This is a genomic window from Vibrio sp. JPW-9-11-11, from assembly GCF_013369335.1.
Lineage (GTDB): Bacteria > Pseudomonadota > Gammaproteobacteria > Enterobacterales > Vibrionaceae > Vibrio.
On the sequence record NZ_SZQJ01000005.1, the window covers coordinates 193,770 to 210,954 of the forward strand.

At 45.7% G+C, this 17,185-nt stretch carries 17 protein-coding genes; 5 read left to right on the forward strand and 12 right to left on the reverse strand.

Annotation, left to right across the window (positions count from 1 at the left end):
• Nucleotides 1-49 precede the first annotated feature (49 nt).
• On the reverse strand, nt 50-1,243 hold the full coding sequence (locus FCU94_RS06740; protein WP_176287780.1) for a class I SAM-dependent methyltransferase: 1,194 nt from the start codon (nt 1,241-1,243) through the stop codon (nt 50-52).
• 97 nt (nt 1,244-1,340) lie between these two features.
• A complete protein-coding gene (locus tag FCU94_RS06745) occupies nt 1,341-2,744 on the reverse strand; it encodes a methyl-accepting chemotaxis protein (protein ID WP_176287781.1) in 1,404 nt (467 codons plus the stop codon).
• A 95-nt stretch (nt 2,745-2,839) separates the two neighbouring features.
• Between FCU94_RS06745 and yccX the strand changes: the two genes are divergently transcribed.
• On the forward strand, nt 2,840-3,112 hold the full coding sequence (gene yccX / locus FCU94_RS06750) for an acylphosphatase (RefSeq protein ID WP_176287782.1): 273 nt from the start codon (nt 2,840-2,842) through the stop codon (nt 3,110-3,112).
• Nucleotides 3,113-3,118: 6 nt separating this feature from the next.
• Here the strand turns inward: yccX and FCU94_RS06755 are convergent, their stop codons facing one another.
• From FCU94_RS06755 to FCU94_RS06780, 6 genes are all read right to left on the reverse strand, one after another.
• Nucleotides 3,119-3,448 carry a TusE/DsrC/DsvC family sulfur relay protein gene (locus FCU94_RS06755; protein WP_176287783.1) on the reverse strand — a complete coding sequence of 110 codons (330 nt, stop codon included), beginning with the start codon at nt 3,446-3,448 and terminating at the stop codon, nt 3,119-3,121.
• Nucleotides 3,449-3,574: 126 nt separating this feature from the next.
• Nucleotides 3,575-4,237 (reverse strand): Bax inhibitor-1/YccA family protein, encoded by a 663-nt coding sequence (locus FCU94_RS06760; protein WP_176287784.1) that lies wholly within the window; start codon nt 4,235-4,237, stop codon nt 3,575-3,577.
• A 188-nt stretch (nt 4,238-4,425) separates the two neighbouring features.
• Nucleotides 4,426-5,175, reverse strand: coding sequence for an amino acid ABC transporter ATP-binding protein (locus FCU94_RS06765; protein WP_176287785.1), 750 nt, complete (start codon nt 5,173-5,175; stop codon nt 4,426-4,428).
• Nucleotides 5,176-5,197: 22 nt separating this feature from the next.
• Nucleotides 5,198-6,295 (reverse strand): amino acid ABC transporter permease, encoded by a 1,098-nt coding sequence (locus FCU94_RS06770; RefSeq protein WP_176287786.1) that lies wholly within the window; start codon nt 6,293-6,295, stop codon nt 5,198-5,200.
• 1 nt (nt 6,296) lies between these two features.
• Complete coding sequence (locus tag FCU94_RS06775; RefSeq protein WP_176287787.1) at nt 6,297-7,499, reverse strand: amino acid ABC transporter permease; 1,203 nt, start codon at nt 7,497-7,499, stop codon at nt 6,297-6,299.
• Between the two features lie 80 nt (nt 7,500-7,579).
• Nucleotides 7,580-8,608, reverse strand: coding sequence for an amino acid ABC transporter substrate-binding protein (locus FCU94_RS06780; protein WP_176287788.1), 1,029 nt, complete (start codon nt 8,606-8,608; stop codon nt 7,580-7,582).
• A gap of 460 nt (nt 8,609-9,068) precedes the next feature.
• Between FCU94_RS06780 and FCU94_RS06785 the strand changes: the two genes are divergently transcribed.
• Entirely contained in the window at nt 9,069-10,004 is a 936-nt protein-coding gene (locus FCU94_RS06785; protein ID WP_176287789.1) for an NAD(P)-dependent oxidoreductase, read from the forward strand.
• 48 nt (nt 10,005-10,052) lie between these two features.
• On the opposite strand, the gene FCU94_RS06790 is transcribed toward FCU94_RS06785, so the two are convergent.
• Together FCU94_RS06790 and FCU94_RS06795 are read right to left on the reverse strand one after the other, a co-directional pair.
• On the reverse strand, nt 10,053-10,538 hold the full coding sequence (locus FCU94_RS06790; protein WP_176287790.1) for a YajQ family cyclic di-GMP-binding protein: 486 nt from the start codon (nt 10,536-10,538) through the stop codon (nt 10,053-10,055).
• Nucleotides 10,539-10,556: 18 nt separating this feature from the next.
• A complete protein-coding gene (locus tag FCU94_RS06795; RefSeq protein WP_176287791.1) occupies nt 10,557-11,609 on the reverse strand; it encodes a 3-deoxy-7-phosphoheptulonate synthase in 1,053 nt (350 codons plus the stop codon).
• 213 nt (nt 11,610-11,822) lie between these two features.
• On the opposite strand from FCU94_RS06795, the gene FCU94_RS06800 reads away from it, so the two are divergent.
• Nucleotides 11,823-12,710 (forward strand): putative PEP-binding protein, encoded by an 888-nt coding sequence (locus FCU94_RS06800; protein ID WP_176287792.1) that lies wholly within the window; start codon nt 11,823-11,825, stop codon nt 12,708-12,710.
• 108 nt (nt 12,711-12,818) lie between these two features.
• Nucleotides 12,819-13,298, forward strand: a complete 480-nt coding sequence (locus tag FCU94_RS06805) for a DUF4442 domain-containing protein (protein ID WP_176287793.1) — start codon at nt 12,819-12,821, stop codon at nt 13,296-13,298.
• Here FCU94_RS06805 and FCU94_RS06810 read toward each other — a convergent pair.
• On the reverse strand, nt 13,249-14,652 hold the full coding sequence (locus FCU94_RS06810; RefSeq protein WP_176287794.1) for a hypothetical protein: 1,404 nt from the start codon (nt 14,650-14,652) through the stop codon (nt 13,249-13,251). The genes FCU94_RS06805 and FCU94_RS06810 overlap by 50 nt on opposite strands.
• 87 nt (nt 14,653-14,739) lie before the next feature.
• Between FCU94_RS06810 and FCU94_RS06815 the strand changes: the two genes are divergently transcribed.
• Entirely contained in the window at nt 14,740-15,573 is an 834-nt protein-coding gene (locus FCU94_RS06815) for a CvfB family protein (RefSeq protein ID WP_176287795.1), read from the forward strand.
• Between the two features lie 176 nt (nt 15,574-15,749).
• Here the strand turns inward: FCU94_RS06815 and rsmF are convergent, their stop codons facing one another.
• Nucleotides 15,750-17,174, reverse strand: a complete 1,425-nt coding sequence (gene rsmF / locus FCU94_RS06820; RefSeq protein WP_176287796.1) for a 16S rRNA (cytosine(1407)-C(5))-methyltransferase RsmF — start codon at nt 17,172-17,174, stop codon at nt 15,750-15,752.
• Nucleotides 17,175-17,185: the final 11 nt, after the last annotated feature.

Sequence of the window (17,185 nt, forward strand, 5' to 3'; positions counted from 1 at the left end):
GTTGGCACCACCAGGTGCCAACCCTTCAGAATTTTCTCGAAACTCGCAACTACAACACCTTACAAGCAAACCCTTTTAGGTAGAACCCTTCTGGATAGGCACTGTCGGTTGGGTGGTCAGCGGCTTGTTCAAAGCGCTCGACAAACTTTACTTGTCGGCCTGAGTCCACTGCAGCATCAGCAATCACTTTCTGGAATAGCTCACCGCTCATTAAGCCTGAGCAAGAGTAAGTTAATAGTGTGCCACCGGGCTTTAGGATTTGCATCGCCAGCATGTTGATGTCTTTATAGCCGTTGGCCCCAGAGGTGAGGTTGTTCTTACTAGAAACAAACTTAGGCGGATCCATGATCACTACATCAAACTTGGTGCCTTGATCTCTGTACTCGCGTAGCAGTTTAAATACATCAGCGTTAAGGAATACCGCACGCTTTTTAGAGATATCAAACTCGTTGAGTTCAGCGTTGTACTTAGCGGTATTCAGCGCTGGCTGAGAGACATCAGCATTGATCACGCGCTTGGCGCCGCCTTTAAGCGCGTACAAGCCAAAACCGCCAGTGTAAGAGAAGCAATTAAGCACTTCTTTATCTTTGACATACTTCATCGCTTGTTGGCGACTATCACGTTGATCAAGGTAGAAGCCGGTTTTGTGGCCACCGATAATATCAACACTGATTTTTACACCGTTCTCTTCGATAACGACTGATTTTGGCGGCTCTATGCCGTGAAGAACGCCAACAGTCTCTTCAAGTCCTTCTTTTTTTCGTACCGCTACGTCTGAACGCTCGTACACATTACACCCAGGAAAGTATTCAACTAACGCGTCGACGAGAGTCTGTTTATGGAACTCCGCCCCTGCGCTAAGTAGTTGGCATACTAAGAAATCTTGATACTTGTCGATAGTTATGCCTGGCAAACCATCGGACTCTGCTGCAATAAGCCGATAACCGGTTAGTCCATCGCGCTCAATAATATCTTCACGTAGCAACTGAGCGTCTTGAATGCGCTTGATGAAGAATGCCTTATCAATCGATTCCTTTTCAAAACTCCAAACACGAGCACGGATTTGAGAACTTGGTGAGTAGGCCGCTCTCGCCAGCCATTTTCCATCATGAGTAAAAATGTCTACTGTCTCGCCGAGTTTCGGTTCGCCTTCAACCTTATGGATGCCACGGGAGAAAACCCAAGGGTGTCTGCGGCGAAGAGATTTATCACGGCCTTTAACAAGGTAGATAGCTGGAGTCATTGCACTGCTCAATAGTCTATTTCGAAAGGAGGGGTATTTTGGAAGAACTGCTAAGGAAAAGCAAATAAAAGAGCCGCGAGTTAGCGGCTCAAGAAGGTTAGGCTTTAAGCCCGGTCAATAACGCTTCCATTTGGTCGCTTTGACTGCGCAGTTGAGTGATGTTGGCGTTGGTTGCGCTAATCATGTTGTGAACATTGTCTGCCTGAACACGAATTTCCTCTACGCTGGCTGCAATGCTGTCAGCCACGACGCCTTGCTCTTCCGCCGCCGTTGCAATCTGCATGCTACTATCCGAAATAGATTGGTTTTTCTCGGCTAAAGAACCAATTTCAACGTCGACTTCAGACATTAATTCTTGGCCTTCTGCGGCATTGACAACCGTTGTGTCCATCAGCTGAGTTAAGGACTGGCTGTTACCCTGTAGCGCCTCGATCATGGTCTGAATTTCTACCGTGGCTTGTTGGGTGCGACCCGCAAGAGCACGAACTTCATCGGCAACCACGGCGAAGCCGCGACCTTGCTCACCGGCGCGAGCCGCTTCAATCGCAGCATTGAGTGCCAGCAAGTTAGTTTGCTCAGAAATGGCATTAATCGTGGTGATTACTTCGTCGATTTTTGCCGCGTTTGTATCCAGCTTTGCGACCGCTTCAGAGGCCGACTGAATCTCTTTCGATAGCTTAGAAATAGAGCCAAGGGTATGTTCTACCTTTTGTTGGCCCTGTTTGGCCACGCTACGGGCATCTTCTGTTTGGGTGCTAGAGTCGTGAGCGAGGTTGGCAACTTCGCGTATGGTCGAGGCCATTTGTTCTGTGGCACTGGCCAGTGAGTTCAGGTGCTCTTGCTGAGTGCCAGACACCTCGGCGCTTTGTTGATTCGACTGATTTAGGTCGGAGCTAATTTGTTGCATGAGCGCGATTGATTCTTGTATTGAAATCACCATGTTCTGTTCGCGTTCAGCGACTTTATCAATTGTGATGGCGATTTCGCTAAATTCGTCTCTGACCTTGAAGAAGTTCATACGGCTGGTTAAATCACCGGAAGCTAACGTGTTGAGCGCCTTGTTCATCGTGAACATCGCACCGCCAATGAAGGTCATAATGTAGTACACGCCCAGCGCGATTAAAGAGAGCGTAACAAGGACGATAACAATGTGTGTGGTGGACATAGCAGACCAAAGGTCTTGATCATGGCTGGCTACCAAACTGAATGCACCATTGTTGACACTCATTGAGCCGACACCAGACCCAAAGTGTATGGACTCGGAATTATTAATAATGGCTGCCACTTGATCTTTTGAAAGGTTACCCGCTTCGATGAGATCGCGCATCAAGCCGAGTTCTTCTTGGTATAGTAATGCCAACATTTGATCGGCGGTATTATCGAGGACGAGTGTTAAAACGATAAGCGCGACGACAGGCAGGAGGAAAAGCAAATAAAACTTCTCTTGAATTTTTAGATGAATGAGATATTTGTCAATCCAGCGAAAAGGTATTTCTTTCATAATTATTATGTCCAGTTTGGCGTCCCATAAAGCAATAATGGGAGGGAATAGAACAATAAGAATATATCACTGACGGATTAATTGAGGTAAGTCTAATGGAACAAAGTTGTGAGAAGTTCACAGTATCAGGTCTGGTGCAAGGTGTTGGTTTTCGTTATCACACAGCACATCAAGCTATGCAGTTAGGTTTGGTTGGGTATGCGATGAACCTCAGCAATGGTGAGGTAGAGGTAGTGGCTTGCGGTGACCAAAGCAAGATAGACAACTTAGCGGCTTGGTTGGAAAAAGGGCCACGAACCGCCAAAGTTGACTCCGTTGTTCGTGAACCTATTGCCTATAAACCTTACAAAGGTTTCAAAATACTCTAAGCGAGATCAGAGACACTTAGCCGGCTTAGGCAATCCAGCAAGTTTTGTGGCTTGTTTGGCTGGGCCTTGTTTGAACAACTTGAATAAATACTTGCTGTTTCCCTTCTCAGGGCCGTGTGCTTTCTCCATCGCTTTAACCAACATCCTCACTGCGGGGGATGTATTGAACTCCTCATAAAAGTCTCTCACAAAGTGTACAACCTCGAGGTGTGCATCGGTCAATTCGATACCTTCTTGTTCTGCAAGTATCGAAATCATCCCTTCTTCCCAATCTGTGTGGTTAAGTAGATAACCTTGAGCGTCAGTTTCGATTTGTTTGCCGTTGTATTCAAACATTTTACGATCCTAAATATTGTGAAGTTCGATAGGGTAACGCAGCATACCTTGATTGAATAAGATAGCAAGAAAAAGCCCGAAAGGGTTAGCTTTCGGGCTTTGGAATCGCGAGATGTCTACGACAAATTAGTCATCATTCATGATGCCTAGAATGCTCAATAGGCTGATGAAGATGTTGTAGATGGATACATACAGCGTAATTGTCGCTGAAATGTAGTTAGTTTCGCCACCGCGAATGATGCCTTGTGTGGTCATCAGAATCGCCATCGTTGAGAAGACAATAAATAGGCTGCTCATCGCTAAATGTAGGATGGTTGACTGAATGAAGAAGCTCGCAATCATACCTACAACAAGAACAACGAACAACGATAGCATTAGGCCGCCCATCATAGACAGGTCACGCTTGGTCGTTAGTGCGTATGCTGATGCTGCCATAAATGACAGTGCAGTGCCGCCTAGAGCCATCAGTACCACATCACCCATTCCGGCGCCGATATAGGCATTGAGGATAGGACCAATGGTGTAGCCCAAGAAACCGGTGAACAGGAATGTAAAAACCAGACCCATACTATTGTTACGGTTCTTTTCTGTTAGGAAAAGCAGCCCGTAAAAACCGACTAGCATGATGATGAGACCAGGACGAGGTAGGTTCATCGCCATTGAAACACCAGCAACAACTGCAGACCATAGCAGTGTCATAGAGAGTAGAGCGTAGGTGTTACGCAATACTTTGTTTGTTTGCAGAGCACTTTCTTGTGTAGAAGTGCGGGTAAACATAGGACTGTTCATAATCTTCCTCGTGAGGTTTTATGTTTATACCGACATATATGAGGCTTATTGGTAAAAAGATCAAGCCCCAACGAGTCTAGTTGTTAGTAAAATAATAATAGAAATAGAAACTTATGCATTTTGAAAGATGTAACACAATATAACAACTAAAAAGGGCGACCGAAGCCGCCCTTGTAATTATCAATTGCTTAGTGATGCAGGATCTGAGCTAAGAAGTTTTGTGTGCGATCCGATTGGGGATTTTCAAAGAAATCAACAGGGTTGTTTTCTTCTATGATTTCCCCGGCGTCCATAAAGATCACACGGTCAGCCACTTCCTTGGCAAAACCCATTTCGTGAGTCACACACAGCATGGTCATGCCTTCTTCCGCTAGTTCAACCATAACATCTAATACTTCACGTACCATCTCTGGATCGAGTGCAGATGTAGGTTCATCAAATAGCATTACTTGTGGATTCATACAAAGCGAGCGGGCGATAGCAACACGCTGCTGCTGACCGCCGGAAAGTTGGCCTGGGTACTTATCTGCTTGCTCAGGAATTTTTACACGCTCTAAGTACTTCATGGCAATGGCTTCAGCTTCGTCTTTTGGCATCTTCTTTACCCAAATCGGTGCCAGAGTACAGTTCTCAAGCACAGTTAGGTGGGGGAAGAGGTTGAAGTGCTGGAAACACATACCCACTTCTCGGCGAACGGCTTCGATGTTTTTTAAATCATCGGTGAGCTCGTTTCCAGAAACAATGATTTGGCCTTTTTGGTGCTCTTCCAAACGGTTAATACAGCGAATCATGGTGGACTTCCCAGAGCCTGACGGCCCACAGATAACGATCTTTTCGCCTTTTTGTACGTTTAAATTGATGTTCTTTAGTACGTGAAACTCACCGTACCACTTGTTCATATCCTTTAGTTGGATCATGTAATCTTGTTGCTGCGTCATAATACGTCCTTGAGCTTTCTGATTATCGTTTGTGACCGGTATGAAGTTTGTTCTCTAGCCATATCGAGTACCTCGACATGCCGAAACAAAATACCCAGAACACTAACGCGACAAATACATAACTTTCAGTTGCAAAACCTAACCACTCAGGGTCAGTGTTTGCAGCCTGACCAATACCGAGTACATCGAACATACCGATAATAAGTACCAAGCTGGTATCTTTGAACAAGCCAATAAAGGTGTTCACGATAGAAGGGATAGTGATTTTCAATGCCTGCGGCAAGATAATCAGTCCCATTTTTTTCCAATAAGTTAAGCCTAGAGCGTCGGCCGCTTCATACTGACCTTTAGGGATCGCCTGCAAACCACCTCGCACCACTTCAGCCATGTAAGCTGAGCTGAACATCACCACACCGATAAGAGCGCGGATAAGCTTGTCGGTTTCTGATCCTTCGGCAAGGAACAAAGGCAGCATGACTGAAGCCATAAATAATACGGTGATCAGCGGAACGCCACGCCATACTTCGATATAAATGGTACAGATACTGCGAATAATTGGCATGTCAGAGCGTCGTCCTAATGCCAACGCCACCCCAATAGGTAGAGAGACAACAATACCGACTAGCGCGATGATTAGCGTAACCAGTAGGCCACCCCATTTATGGGTTTCCACCACTTCTAAGCCAAATACACCCCCATACAATAAGCCAGCGATGATAAACGGGTAGATGTTGACGAAAAATAACCAAATCCACATACGTTTCGGCGTTTTCTCATAAGCAAGAAGCACAGTGAAAATCGCTAAGGTTATGTAGAATAGGCGAGGGCGCCAAAGCTCTTCCTGAGGGTAGAAGCCATACATAAATTGCTCCCAACGCACACTAATGAATACCCAACATGCCCCATCGCGACTACAAGCGTCGCGAGTGGTGCCCACCCAATCAGCGTTTAAAAACGCCCAATCGAAGATGTTCCACAGTAACGTGAACGACAGATAGGCCAAAATCACTGTCACGATGGAGTTCACCGGACCATTAAATAAATTGGTTCGCAGCCATCCAACTACCCCAACAGTATTCGCTGGAGGTGGCAGATCTGGCTGAAATTGATGTACTTTCATATTATCTCTCCACCAGGGCCACTTTACGGTTGTACAAGTTCATCAATGCTGAGGTAATTAAACTCAAAGTAAGATAAACACCCATGGTCATAGCGATGATTTCGATCGCCTGACCTGTTTGGTTGAGGGTTGTCCCTGCAAACACGGAAACTAAGTCTGGGTAGCCAATCGCCATCGCCAGAGAAGAGTTTTTGGTCAGGTTTAAGTACTGGCTGGTGAGTGGCGGAATAATAATCCGCAGTGCTTGAGGTATAACAACAAGCTTAAGCGTGCGAGAACGAGGCAAACCCAGTGACATCGCCGCTTCAGTTTGCCCGTGGCTTACTGCGTTAATGCCAGAGCGAACGATCTCAGCGATAAAAGATGCTGTGTAGATACTAAGCGCTAGAAGCAGTGCTGCTAACTCCGGTATTATGCTGATCCCTCCGCGGAAGTTGAAGCCTTTCAACTCAGGGTATTCTGCACTGATCGGCGCGCCCATAATAAAGTACACAACAGCAGGTAAACCGACACAAAGCCCTAAAGCAATGCGGCCCATTGGTGTTATCTGCCCAGTCAGCTTTTGGCGGTTTTTAGCCCAGATATTGATAAATACTGTTGCGACAATACCGATGGCCAAAGCGGCCACTACAACTGATGAACCTGCCTCGAACACAGGGGCAGGGAAGTATAGGCCGCGAACGTTGAGGAAAATCGCTTCGCCCAGGCTCATACTCTGTCTAGCCGATGGCAAAGCTTGTAGTACCGCAAAGTACCAAAAGAATATTTGTAACAGTAGAGGAACGTTACGGAAAATCTCAATGTAGACGGCAGCAAAACGGCTAACCAACCAGTTAGACGACAAGCGAGCCACGCCCATGACAAAGCCGATGATTGTTGCCAAAATGATGCCGAAAAAAGAGACCAAAGCGGTATTTAGTAGACCAACGACAAATGTTCGCCCATACGAGTATGTCTCATCATATTCAATTAGCGTTAGGCCAATCCCGAACCCTGCTTCTTGCGTGAGAAAATCGAAACCAGTCGCAATGCCACGCGACTCCAAATTGGTAAGAGCATTATTGACAATGGTGTAAAAGAAAAAAACAAGCGCTGCAATCGCAATGATTTGGAAAACAACAGCTCGAAAGGTGGGATTGTAAAAAAGGTTAGCGTTTGAATTCGGCCCGTTATCCGATTTCGCCGCAACATTAGTAGGTTTCATACAGCTATAACCTCAAATCCATTTTTATAAAAAGGGCGGCCTAAACCGCCCATTTTCTCTCGTTACTAATAACTTGTCGATTAACGGATTGGTGGAGCGTACATGAAGCCGCCAGCGTTCCATAGCGCGTTCACACCACGTGAGATCTGTAGTGGAGAACCCGTACCAACAGTGCGCTCGAAGCTTTCACCATAGTTACCAACTTGCTTAATTACTTGGTAGCCCCAGTCGTCACGAATACCTAGGCCTTTACCTTTTGGACCATCGACACCAAGAATACGCTTGATGTTTGGATCGGTTGACTTAAGCATTTCATCTGCATTCTGCGAAGTGATCCCGTACTCTTCTGCGTTAACCATTGCAGATAGCGTCCACTTAGCAATGTTGAACCACTGGTCGTCACCTTGGCGTACTACAGGTCCTAGAGGCTCTTTTGAAATGATTTCAGGCAATACTTGCGCTGATGAAGGGTCTTGTAAGTTTAGGCGCAGCGCGTAAAGACCAGATTGGTCAGTTGTTAGCACATCACAACGGCCTGCATCGAAGCCCTTAGAGGTTTGAGCTGCAGTATCAAATACCACTGGTTTGTATGACATACCGCTGTTACGGAAGTAGTCAGCTAAGTTGAGCTCTGTTGTTGTACCAGACTGAACACAGACTGATGCGCCGTCGAGTTCTTTAGCGCTTTTCAGACCTAGGTCTTTCTTAACCATGAAGCCTTGACCGTCGTAGTAGTTTACGCCGACAAAGTTCAAACCCAGGGCTGTATCACGATGGAGAGTCCATGTTGTATTTCGCGAAAGAACATCGATTTCACCTGATTGAAGCGCAGTAAAGCGTTCTTTCGCTGTAAGTGGAACATATTTAACTTTGGTTTTGTCACCTAGAACCGCTGCTGCTAGCGCTTGACAGTACTCTACGTCGATACCTTCCCATTCACCTTTTGAGTTAGGGTTAGAAAAGCCTGGCAAGCCAGTACTTACACCACAAGTAATGAATCCTTGTTTAGTTACTTTATCCAGCGTGCTATCAGCTGCAGAAGCGCCTGTAGACATAAGTGCAGTAGATGCAGCTACTACTGAAGCAAGAAGTGTTAGTTTATGTGCCATTTGTATCCTTCCTGTATGATCCATGTTTGTTCAGGGTAATCCTGATACAAGGTTTGAAATGTTGTGTTTCATTATTTATCAGGTTGTTTTTGCTCGTACTCGAGTCTCAACTAAATCAACCAGTTATAAGCGTAGGAAAGGATTCGTAATTTCTCAAATATATAATTTAAAAAGATTTTTGAAAGAACTCACAAACCCTGACAGCCACTAGAATGGCGAAATGTTGCTTAAATGTAAATAGTGCAACACTTCACAAAACTGGTGCGACAGGATGGTGTAACAAAATTATCAATACATATAGATTTAGAAAGTTGAATGGATATCTCAATCTGGTCGAAATCACCAAACTTAGTATGAAATTTGGTCATTAATTATGGCTATGATCGAAATCACATGAATCTCATGCCCCATTTTTGTTAGTATCATGCGCAAAGACGTTTTTTATAATTCAAGGAATGAAATGCAGTATTTTCCACTGTTTCTAGATTTAAAAAGTAAACCCGTATTGGTGGTAGGTGGCGGTGAAGTCGCGAGCCGAAAAGTGGATAGCCTCATTAGAGCAGGCGCTGCCGTGACGATTATATCGCCGCAGATTGAGCCTTATCTTGAAGGATTAATCGAACAAAACATGTGTCGATGGATACAAGGGTTTTATTCACAAGACTTACTGAAACCCGAGTATGTACAAGTGTGGGCGACAACCGATAACCCCAGCCTCAACCATCAAGTTCACCATGATGCAAAACGCAAGGGCATTTTAGTGAATGTGGTTGACGATCAACCGTATTGTGACTTTATTACTCCTTCCATCATCAATCGAGGTCGAATTCAGTTAGCGATTTCTAGTGGCGGCGCTGCGCCAGTGCTTATTCGTAACGTGCGCGAGAAACTAGAAAGTGTACTGCCACAAAATTTAGCGCTTCAAGCTGATTTTGCTGCGTCGAAGAGGAATGACATTAAACACAAGCTGCCTTCAGTGGATGAACGACGTAAGTTTTGGGAGCGTTTCTTTGCTAGAACGGATGTAGCAAGTGCGCTGAACCATAGTGAGCTGGAACGTGCGTATCAACAAACACTAGAAAGCGATGTCGTAGACAAAGGAAGCGTTACTTGGGTCGAGTATGGCAGTGATGTTGAACTACTCACGTTGAAAGCGTTGAGATTGATGCAACAGGCAGAACTGGTATTGTTTGACCACGAGTGCCCATTCGCGTTTGTCGATTTGGTGCGCCGAGATGCAGAACGAGTTGAAGTCACCAATGAAGCACAGTTGGCCACGCTGTTGCAAAGTGCCAAGGCAGAGCAACTGAGAGTCGTTGTTTTTATGTCACCTAAAGCCAATCGTGTGACTTTTATGCAAGCCAATGACAGGGTATTGCTGCTCGGAAAAGAATAAAAAAAGGCTGAGAATTCAGCCTTTGTTGTCTTCAGTTGTTGCTTATCTTTAGTCGCGGAAATTGTCAAATTGGAAAGGTTGCCCCAATTCGGCTTCGCGAATAACCGCGATTACCGCTTGTAAGTCATCACGTTTTTTACCGGTTACGCGTACTTTTTCACCTTGGATTGAAGCTTGAACCTTCATCTTCTTATCTTTAATCAGCTTGACGATCTTTTTGGCCATCGGTGTTTCGATGCCCTGCTTAAATAAGACGATTTGGTGCCAGTTTTTACCTGAGGCTTCTTCTGGTTTCGCTTCCATTGCATTTGCGTCAACACCGCGTTTTGCTAAGTGACCACGTAAAATATCGCGCATTTGTTTAAGTTGAAAATCACCTTCCGCGTTTATTCTGACTGACTCATCTTTTTGCATTTCGAAAGAGGCGTCGACACCTCGAAAGTCAAAGCGAGTAGAGAGCTCGCGAGAGGCGTTATCAACCGCGTTACGCAGCTCAACCGTATCGATTTCTGAAACAATATCAAATGATGGCATTTTTAGTGTCCTTTCTTTTTAGCTACGTGACTGAACAGCGTTCGCTAACATTTCAAGCATGGTGACGGTATCATCCCAACCTAAACAAGGGTCGGTGATCGATTGTCCGTAAGTCAGGTTGTCGAGGTCATCCATAGGTTGGTTACCTTCGAGAATGAAACTCTCCGCCATAACCCCAGCCACTTGGTTTTTGCCCGACTTGATCTGTTCACAAATCTCTTTTGCAACGTCAAGTTGCTTGCGGTGCTGCTTTTGGCAATTGGCATGACTGAAATCGACTACTAATCGTTCAGGAAGACCAAATTCAGCCAATTGTTTGCATGCTGCGTCAACAGATTGAGCGTCGAAGTTGGGACCTTTGTCACCGCCGCGCAAGATGACATGACCATAAGGGTTGCCACTGGTGCGGTACACTGTCATGCGGCCATGCTTATCTGGTGAGTAAAAATAGTGAGAGGCATGGGCTGCGCGGATTGCATCAATCGCAATTTTTATGTTGCCATTGGTACCATTCTTAAAACCAACAGGGCATGACAGTGCAGACGCCATTTCTCGATGGATTTGTGATTCAGTGGTACGGGCACCAATTGCGCCCCAAGTGATCAGGTCTGCGATGTATTGACCAGTAATCATGTCGAGGAACTCAGTGGCAGTGGCCAGACCGAGTTTATTGATATCAAGTAACAGCTTACGTGCTTTGTTTAGTCCTGCTTCTAGTGCGTATGAACCGTCGAGGTTTGGGTCGGTAATGAGGCCTTTCCAGCCGACGACGGTGCGCGGTTTTTCAAAGTAAGTGCGCATGACAATAAACAACTGGTCCTGATATTGCTCTTGTATAGAAGCAAGACGGGTTGCATAGTCGATAGCAGCGTCTGTGTCGTGGACTGAGCAAGGACCAACAATAACGAGAAGGCGTTGATCTTCGCCAGTAAGAATGCGTTCAATTTGACGACGAGATTGTGCGATACGCTCAGCGACTTCATCGGTAATAGGGTGCGCTTGACCTAGTTCTGCCGGAGTTGGCATGGGCCCCAAAGGTTGGGTTCTTAATTCATCGGTTTTTAATGGCATACCACGGCCTGTTCTTTTTATTGCGAAGCGGTAAAGATAGCGGAAACCCGTTGAGGAATAAACCACTTATCAAGATTCTTATCGCTCCTTAGGTGTAAAAGTGAAAATTTATGCATTATAAAGAGTTAAAAATGTTTCTAAGTCTTGTGTTCGCTATACGTGGGCGTTATGTTGGAGGCATAAGATCACTAAGCACTAATGCACGGAGCAGTAATGAGTTTAAACAGTTCGAGCAGTTTGTATCCAGCACTCAACTTAGGGCAATCCTTGCCTTCTATTGATGGCCCTTCAGGTGATAGCCATCTCTACGTATCACTTTCTGAATTGATTCTTGAGCAAGTTTTTTACCATCCGCTGTATCAGCAAGGCAGCACTACACTAGAAGACCTCGAGCAATCTGCCATTGACGCAATTTTAGGTGAGCAAGAAGTCGAAACACATTTTGTACAAACGTTAACTGACCATATTGAATCTGCAATTTTGCCGCAGCATCGAGCGGTGAGAGTGAGCTTAAGTTGTGCCGACAGTGATAGCTTTCGTTCGTTACTCGGAGGGAAGTGCGAGGACAAAGAAGCGAATCCAGCGTTGGGCGTTCGAGGAGTGTCTCGTTATGCTCAACCACAATTCGGCCCGCAGTTTGCCCTTGAGTGTCAGGTGATTAAAGCTTTGCAACAACGCGGCCACACGATTGACGTTGTGGTGCCTTTTGTTCGCGGTTTATCTGATGCAGCCAAGGTGATTGATCTGCTTGCGGAGCAAGGATTGCCAAGAGGACTTGACGGGCTTAAGGTGCTCTATAGAGTCGATGTTCCTTCTGCGGCGTTACTCTCTGAGCGATTGCTTCATTATTTTGACGGCCTAGTGATCAATTTAGAAAACTTGACTCAATTTGCGTTAGGCGTTGATCGCTTTAATGAAGCGCTTGATTACTTATTTGACCCTCAAAGTGAAGCGGTTGTGCAGTTAATCGACTTAGCGGTTGCCGCCGCATCGGCCAGTCATAAGCCAGTGATTGTAACCAGTAGTGGGCTTATAAATTGTCCACGGATGCAAGAGTACTTGGCCGATCAAAGTGACATTGAACTGGTTGTAACAGTGTAACTTTACGCGCAGATAGATCACTATTTGAACGCCCAATGTTAACAAGATGTTGACATTGGGCGCTTTTCGTTATGAACTAAGTTGATATTTACTGGTCGGACGAGTTCTATGCTATCAGCGCTTACTAAAGCAAACCTCTATCTAAATGTGTTTGGTTTTTTCAAGGTCCCTTTTATTTGGCTGGCGAGGCCCAAGCTTCTTCAGTTAGATTCGCAGCGAGTTGAAGTGAAAATACCGCTTAAACGTCGTACCAAAAATCACCTCAATAGCATGTATTTTGGTGTATTGGCGGTGGGTGCAGATGTAGCCGGTGGCTTTATGGCGATGAGCAAGGCTCAAGAGTGTGGTAAACAAGTTTCACTGGCGTTCAAAGCCGTTGAAGGGCAGTTCCTCAAACGACCTGAAGCGGATGTGCATTTTATTTGTGAAGATGGACACCTAATCGACGAAATGTTAGCGCAAACATTTGCGACAGGGGAGCGTGTAAACCAAGCGGTAAAAATTACTGCTATTTGTCCATCGTTACATGGTGATGAGCCTATGGCTGAGTTTCATCTGACGCTTTCACTAAAGAAAACGGGTGCTTGACCTCTTCAACTTCAATCTGCTCAACGGCAACAATTTTGCTTCGGTTGAGCACGATTTTCCAACGGTAATATTTGGGTTGCCCATCGTGATTGTCTTCGCGTGCAATTAAGTTAACCAAGTGACGTTTCTCTACCGATTCGCGACTGACTTGGCCGTTGTTGTTGATGTAAATCTTGTTCGACCCTTTATCCATTAAGCGAGTAATCGCGCGCATACTGACCAGCATGGACTCGCGAGTCTCTTCATAACCACTCATGAACTTAGAAGTCGACATCTCGGTTTTAGAGCTATAGTGTAGTACTTGTTCTTCGCGTTGCACCACGCGCTTTTTACGGATTTGTTTTATTCGATCAGGAAGCCTATCAAGCACTTTAAAGTCGAGCCATTCCAGCTTTTGTCCAACCGCCTTCTTCGTGGTCGGATCTAGGTACATTTTTCGCCATTTGGGGCGGCCTTTTCGGATCCAACGCCACATAACATCTCGCAGATCGTCTTTAAAAATTTCGCGCAGAGCGTAGACAAAAGACATCAATATGATGAAAGAAACGGTGATTTCTCCCCAGTAATCACGCGCTAAGATGGCAGTAATGGTAACAAATACCATGACAAATCCGGTGGCTCCACCTTTCACGACTCGTTTCATATTATTGCCGAGAGATTGGGTTTTCTCTTGCAACACCACGGGGTGTTCAATCAAACGACGCAGTAGGCGCATTTTATTGCTTAATCGCGTTACGTCGTCACGAACTCGCTTTGAATTGTAGTTGTTGAGCTTTCGGTGGGCTGCTTCTTTTTCAACGATAGCGAGTAAGCTCTCTTTTAAGCTTTTGTATTCGCTATCACGCGGCATATGCGCCACCAGCGACATCAGGCGTTGGCCAGTATACCAAGATAGGTAGTTGTCGATGTTGGCGTAGTAACGCTTTAAGCTCTCTTCAAATGGAATACTTCGACGCAGTTTTTTGAGTATGTCTAGCGAGAGATCGATAACTTCGTCTACTTCATCAACCGTCACCGACTCTTTGTTGTGTTTGTTGAGTTCGTTGACTGCTTTGTCGAGGGCAATGACATATTGGTAGGCAAATAGACTCAAGCTGACTCGATATTGGGTTGAGGATAAACGTCCTCGCTTGGCAAGTCGGCTGTGTACCAAAGGGAGTAGAGTTTTGTCACTGTAATAAGCACGTTTCTGAACGATAGACTCGTAGTAGAACTCACTCTCTTTGACGACATCAGGGCTTAAACCCAGATCACCAGGGACAAAGAAGTAAAGATCGAGGTCTGACTTCTTGGTCGATTCCATCGCATGTGAAATCTTAAGAGTAATGCCGTCCTGCTTATCAACGGTTAACAAAAAAAGCTCCTGTTGGGATGAAATATCTTGCGCAAGCATAACAGAGATTCGCTATAATCACCGCAAATTTAACAAGAGACAGTTGAAATGATTAACGTTGGTCAGATGAACCACTTAGAAGTTGTGAAAAAGGCCGGTTTTGGCGTATTTCTTGATGCGGGTGACTATGGCACAGCCTTACTGCCAAACCGATACGTTCCTGATGGGACGGAAGTTGGTGGTCATCTTGATGCATTTTTATACTTCGATTCTGATAGTCAGTTAGTTGCCACAACGGAAGCGCCCATTGCACAGGTCGGCGAGTGGGGGCTGATGAAAATTCAGGGCATTAATTCGACTGGTGCGTTCGCGGATTGGGGAATCAAAGAGAAAGACTTACTCATTCCTTTTAGCGAGCAACGCACACGTTTCTCTGAAGGTCAAACGGTTCTCGTCTACGTGTATGTCGATAAAGCATCTGGGCGTATCGTGGGTACCACCAAATTCAACAAGCTTTTGGACAAAACCCCTGCAAATTATACAAAAAATCAGCAAGTTGATCTGCTCATTGCCGAGAGAAGCGAACTGGGATTCAAAGCTATCGTAGAAGGTGAGCATTGGGGAATGATCTTTAAGTCAGACGTGTTTGGTAAACTGTTCATCGGCAAGCGATTAAAAGGTTATATCAAAAACATTCGTGAAGACGGTAAGATTGATCTCTCATTGCAAAAAATTGGCGTAGGTAAGATGGACGACTTGAGTCAAAAGGTGATGGATTTACTCGAGAAAAAAGGTGGCTTCCTTCCACTCAATGATAAATCGAGCCCTGAAGCCATTTTTGCAGCATTTCGAACCAGCAAAGGCACTTTTAAGAAGACAATCGGTGGCCTGTACAAACAAGGTAAGATAGTGATAGACGGAGAAGGCATTCGTCTGAGTTAGGACCATCTCATTTGGAAAAAAAGGCCCAATGCTGATCCTGCTTTGGGCCTAGGGGAAGGGCTCTCATAGAGCCTGCGCTAATTGATTGATAATCAATGCTTGTCTACCACTAAATTGTAGTGCATCAGCCAAAATTTGCGCGGCTCAAATCCAAATTCATACCAATGATTGACGATTTAAAACAGGTTTTTGTCCCTGACTAATTCTCTTGGTAGACCATTTTTTACTCGGTTTCCAACCCACTTTCCTAATCCAATCACATCGTTATCAAAGGTGACAACCACTTCGCCTTGACCACTTACGCCTACTGGTCTGACATCTCTGCCCATATACCACTCTCGGGCGTCATCAATAGAAAGTGCTACCGTTTTGGCTTCATTGCCTGTTGCGAGCGCCGTAGCAACTTGGTGCTGCCATCGATAGCCCTTCTTATGGGTTTCCGCAATTTTGATGCCCATGCGTGAAAAACGCAGCTCACCTAACATTGCCTCCAAGGCGTTTGGAAATAGCCACACATCTTTGTCGCGTATCCAGAGGGAAGTGTCTTGGGGTAACTCGATATCGAGAGTCTGTTTGAGTTGCTTGGCGACATCTTGAGCGAGCTTCTCTGTGGCCTTTTCAAATGGGAACTTACCTAGACGCTTTTTCACATCGGGTGCAGGAGAAGCGGCAGTCTTTCGAATGCGTGCGACAAAAAAGCCCTCGCAGTCATAGACTTGTGGGAATATGTGCAAAAAGCCTTCTTCGGTTAAAGCGTTACTCGCATTTGGGAATAAGTCGCGCAAGCTTTCAAACTCAACGCAGTCTGCAAATGTCTGTTTTAAGTGATGGCACACTTGCTGGTTTTCTTCGGTGCTCAATGTACAGGTAGAGTACACCATCACACCGCCCGGTTTTAAAGCGTGGAACGCACTTTCAATCAGATCTTTTTGCGTATTCGCGATGTCAATTACTGACTCTTTGCTCCAGTTTTTCATTGCGTCTGCATCTTTGCGTACGGTACCTTCGCCAGAGCATGGCGCGTCGAGTAAAACCGCGTCGAACTGTTCAGGGAGCCAGCCGCCGAACACTCGGCCATCGAAATTGCTTAAGGCCGTATTACGCACGCCGCAACGTTCGACGTTCGCGTGAAGCACCTTAACTCGGCTTGAGGAAAACTCATTGGCCACCAAAACGCCGTGATTGCCCATATTGGCGGCAATTTGGGTTGTCTTCGAACCAGGTGCGGCAGCCATGTCTAGCACGGCGTTCACTTCTGTGTCATGGGCTTGAAACAGTGCCGAGACAGGCATCATCGAGCTGGCTTCTTGAATATAGAAAAGCCCTGACATGTGCTCTGCAGTATTGCCAAGTGGCACCAGCGATTCATCCGCCTCAATCCAGAACCCTTCTTTACACCAAGGCACGGGCTCTAACAACCAACCTTTAACGGCAGCCCGTTGCAAAAAGGCCGCCACTGAGATTTTCAGTGTATTAACTCGGATGCTCTTACGCAGTGGACGCTGACACGCGGCGGTAAAGTCATCCATAGTCAAATGGCTAGGTAGAATCTGTTCGATTTGCTCTAGAAAAGCAGCAGGAAGATAAACGTTTTGGTGCACGACGGTGTCTC

Coding starts and splice junctions, on each gene's coding strand:
- FCU94_RS06795 (WP_176287791.1), bottom strand. CDS start 11,609: ATGCCATTAAAAACCGATGAATTAAGAACCCAACCTTTGGGGCCCATG.
- FCU94_RS06745 (WP_176287781.1), bottom strand. CDS start 2,744: ATGAAAGAAATACCTTTTCGCTGGATTGACAAATATCTCATTCATCTA.
- FCU94_RS06780 (WP_176287788.1), bottom strand. CDS start 8,608: ATGGCACATAAACTAACACTTCTTGCTTCAGTAGTAGCTGCATCTACT.
- FCU94_RS06775 (WP_176287787.1), bottom strand. CDS start 7,499: ATGAAACCTACTAATGTTGCGGCGAAATCGGATAACGGGCCGAATTCA.
- FCU94_RS06740 (WP_176287780.1), bottom strand. CDS start 1,243: ATGACTCCAGCTATCTACCTTGTTAAAGGCCGTGATAAATCTCTTCGC.
- FCU94_RS06805 (WP_176287793.1), top strand. CDS start 12,819: ATGCTATCAGCGCTTACTAAAGCAAACCTCTATCTAAATGTGTTTGGT.
- FCU94_RS06755 (WP_176287783.1), bottom strand. CDS start 3,448: ATGTTTGAATACAACGGCAAACAAATCGAAACTGACGCTCAAGGTTAT.
- FCU94_RS06800 (WP_176287792.1), top strand. CDS start 11,823: ATGAGTTTAAACAGTTCGAGCAGTTTGTATCCAGCACTCAACTTAGGG.
- yccX (WP_176287782.1), top strand. CDS start 2,840: ATGGAACAAAGTTGTGAGAAGTTCACAGTATCAGGTCTGGTGCAAGGT.
- FCU94_RS06815 (WP_176287795.1), top strand. CDS start 14,740: ATGATTAACGTTGGTCAGATGAACCACTTAGAAGTTGTGAAAAAGGCC.
- FCU94_RS06790 (WP_176287790.1), bottom strand. CDS start 10,538: ATGCCATCATTTGATATTGTTTCAGAAATCGATACGGTTGAGCTGCGT.
- FCU94_RS06760 (WP_176287784.1), bottom strand. CDS start 4,237: ATGAACAGTCCTATGTTTACCCGCACTTCTACACAAGAAAGTGCTCTG.
- FCU94_RS06770 (WP_176287786.1), bottom strand. CDS start 6,295: ATGAAAGTACATCAATTTCAGCCAGATCTGCCACCTCCAGCGAATACT.
- FCU94_RS06765 (WP_176287785.1), bottom strand. CDS start 5,175: ATGACGCAGCAACAAGATTACATGATCCAACTAAAGGATATGAACAAG.
- FCU94_RS06785 (WP_176287789.1), top strand. CDS start 9,069: ATGCAGTATTTTCCACTGTTTCTAGATTTAAAAAGTAAACCCGTATTG.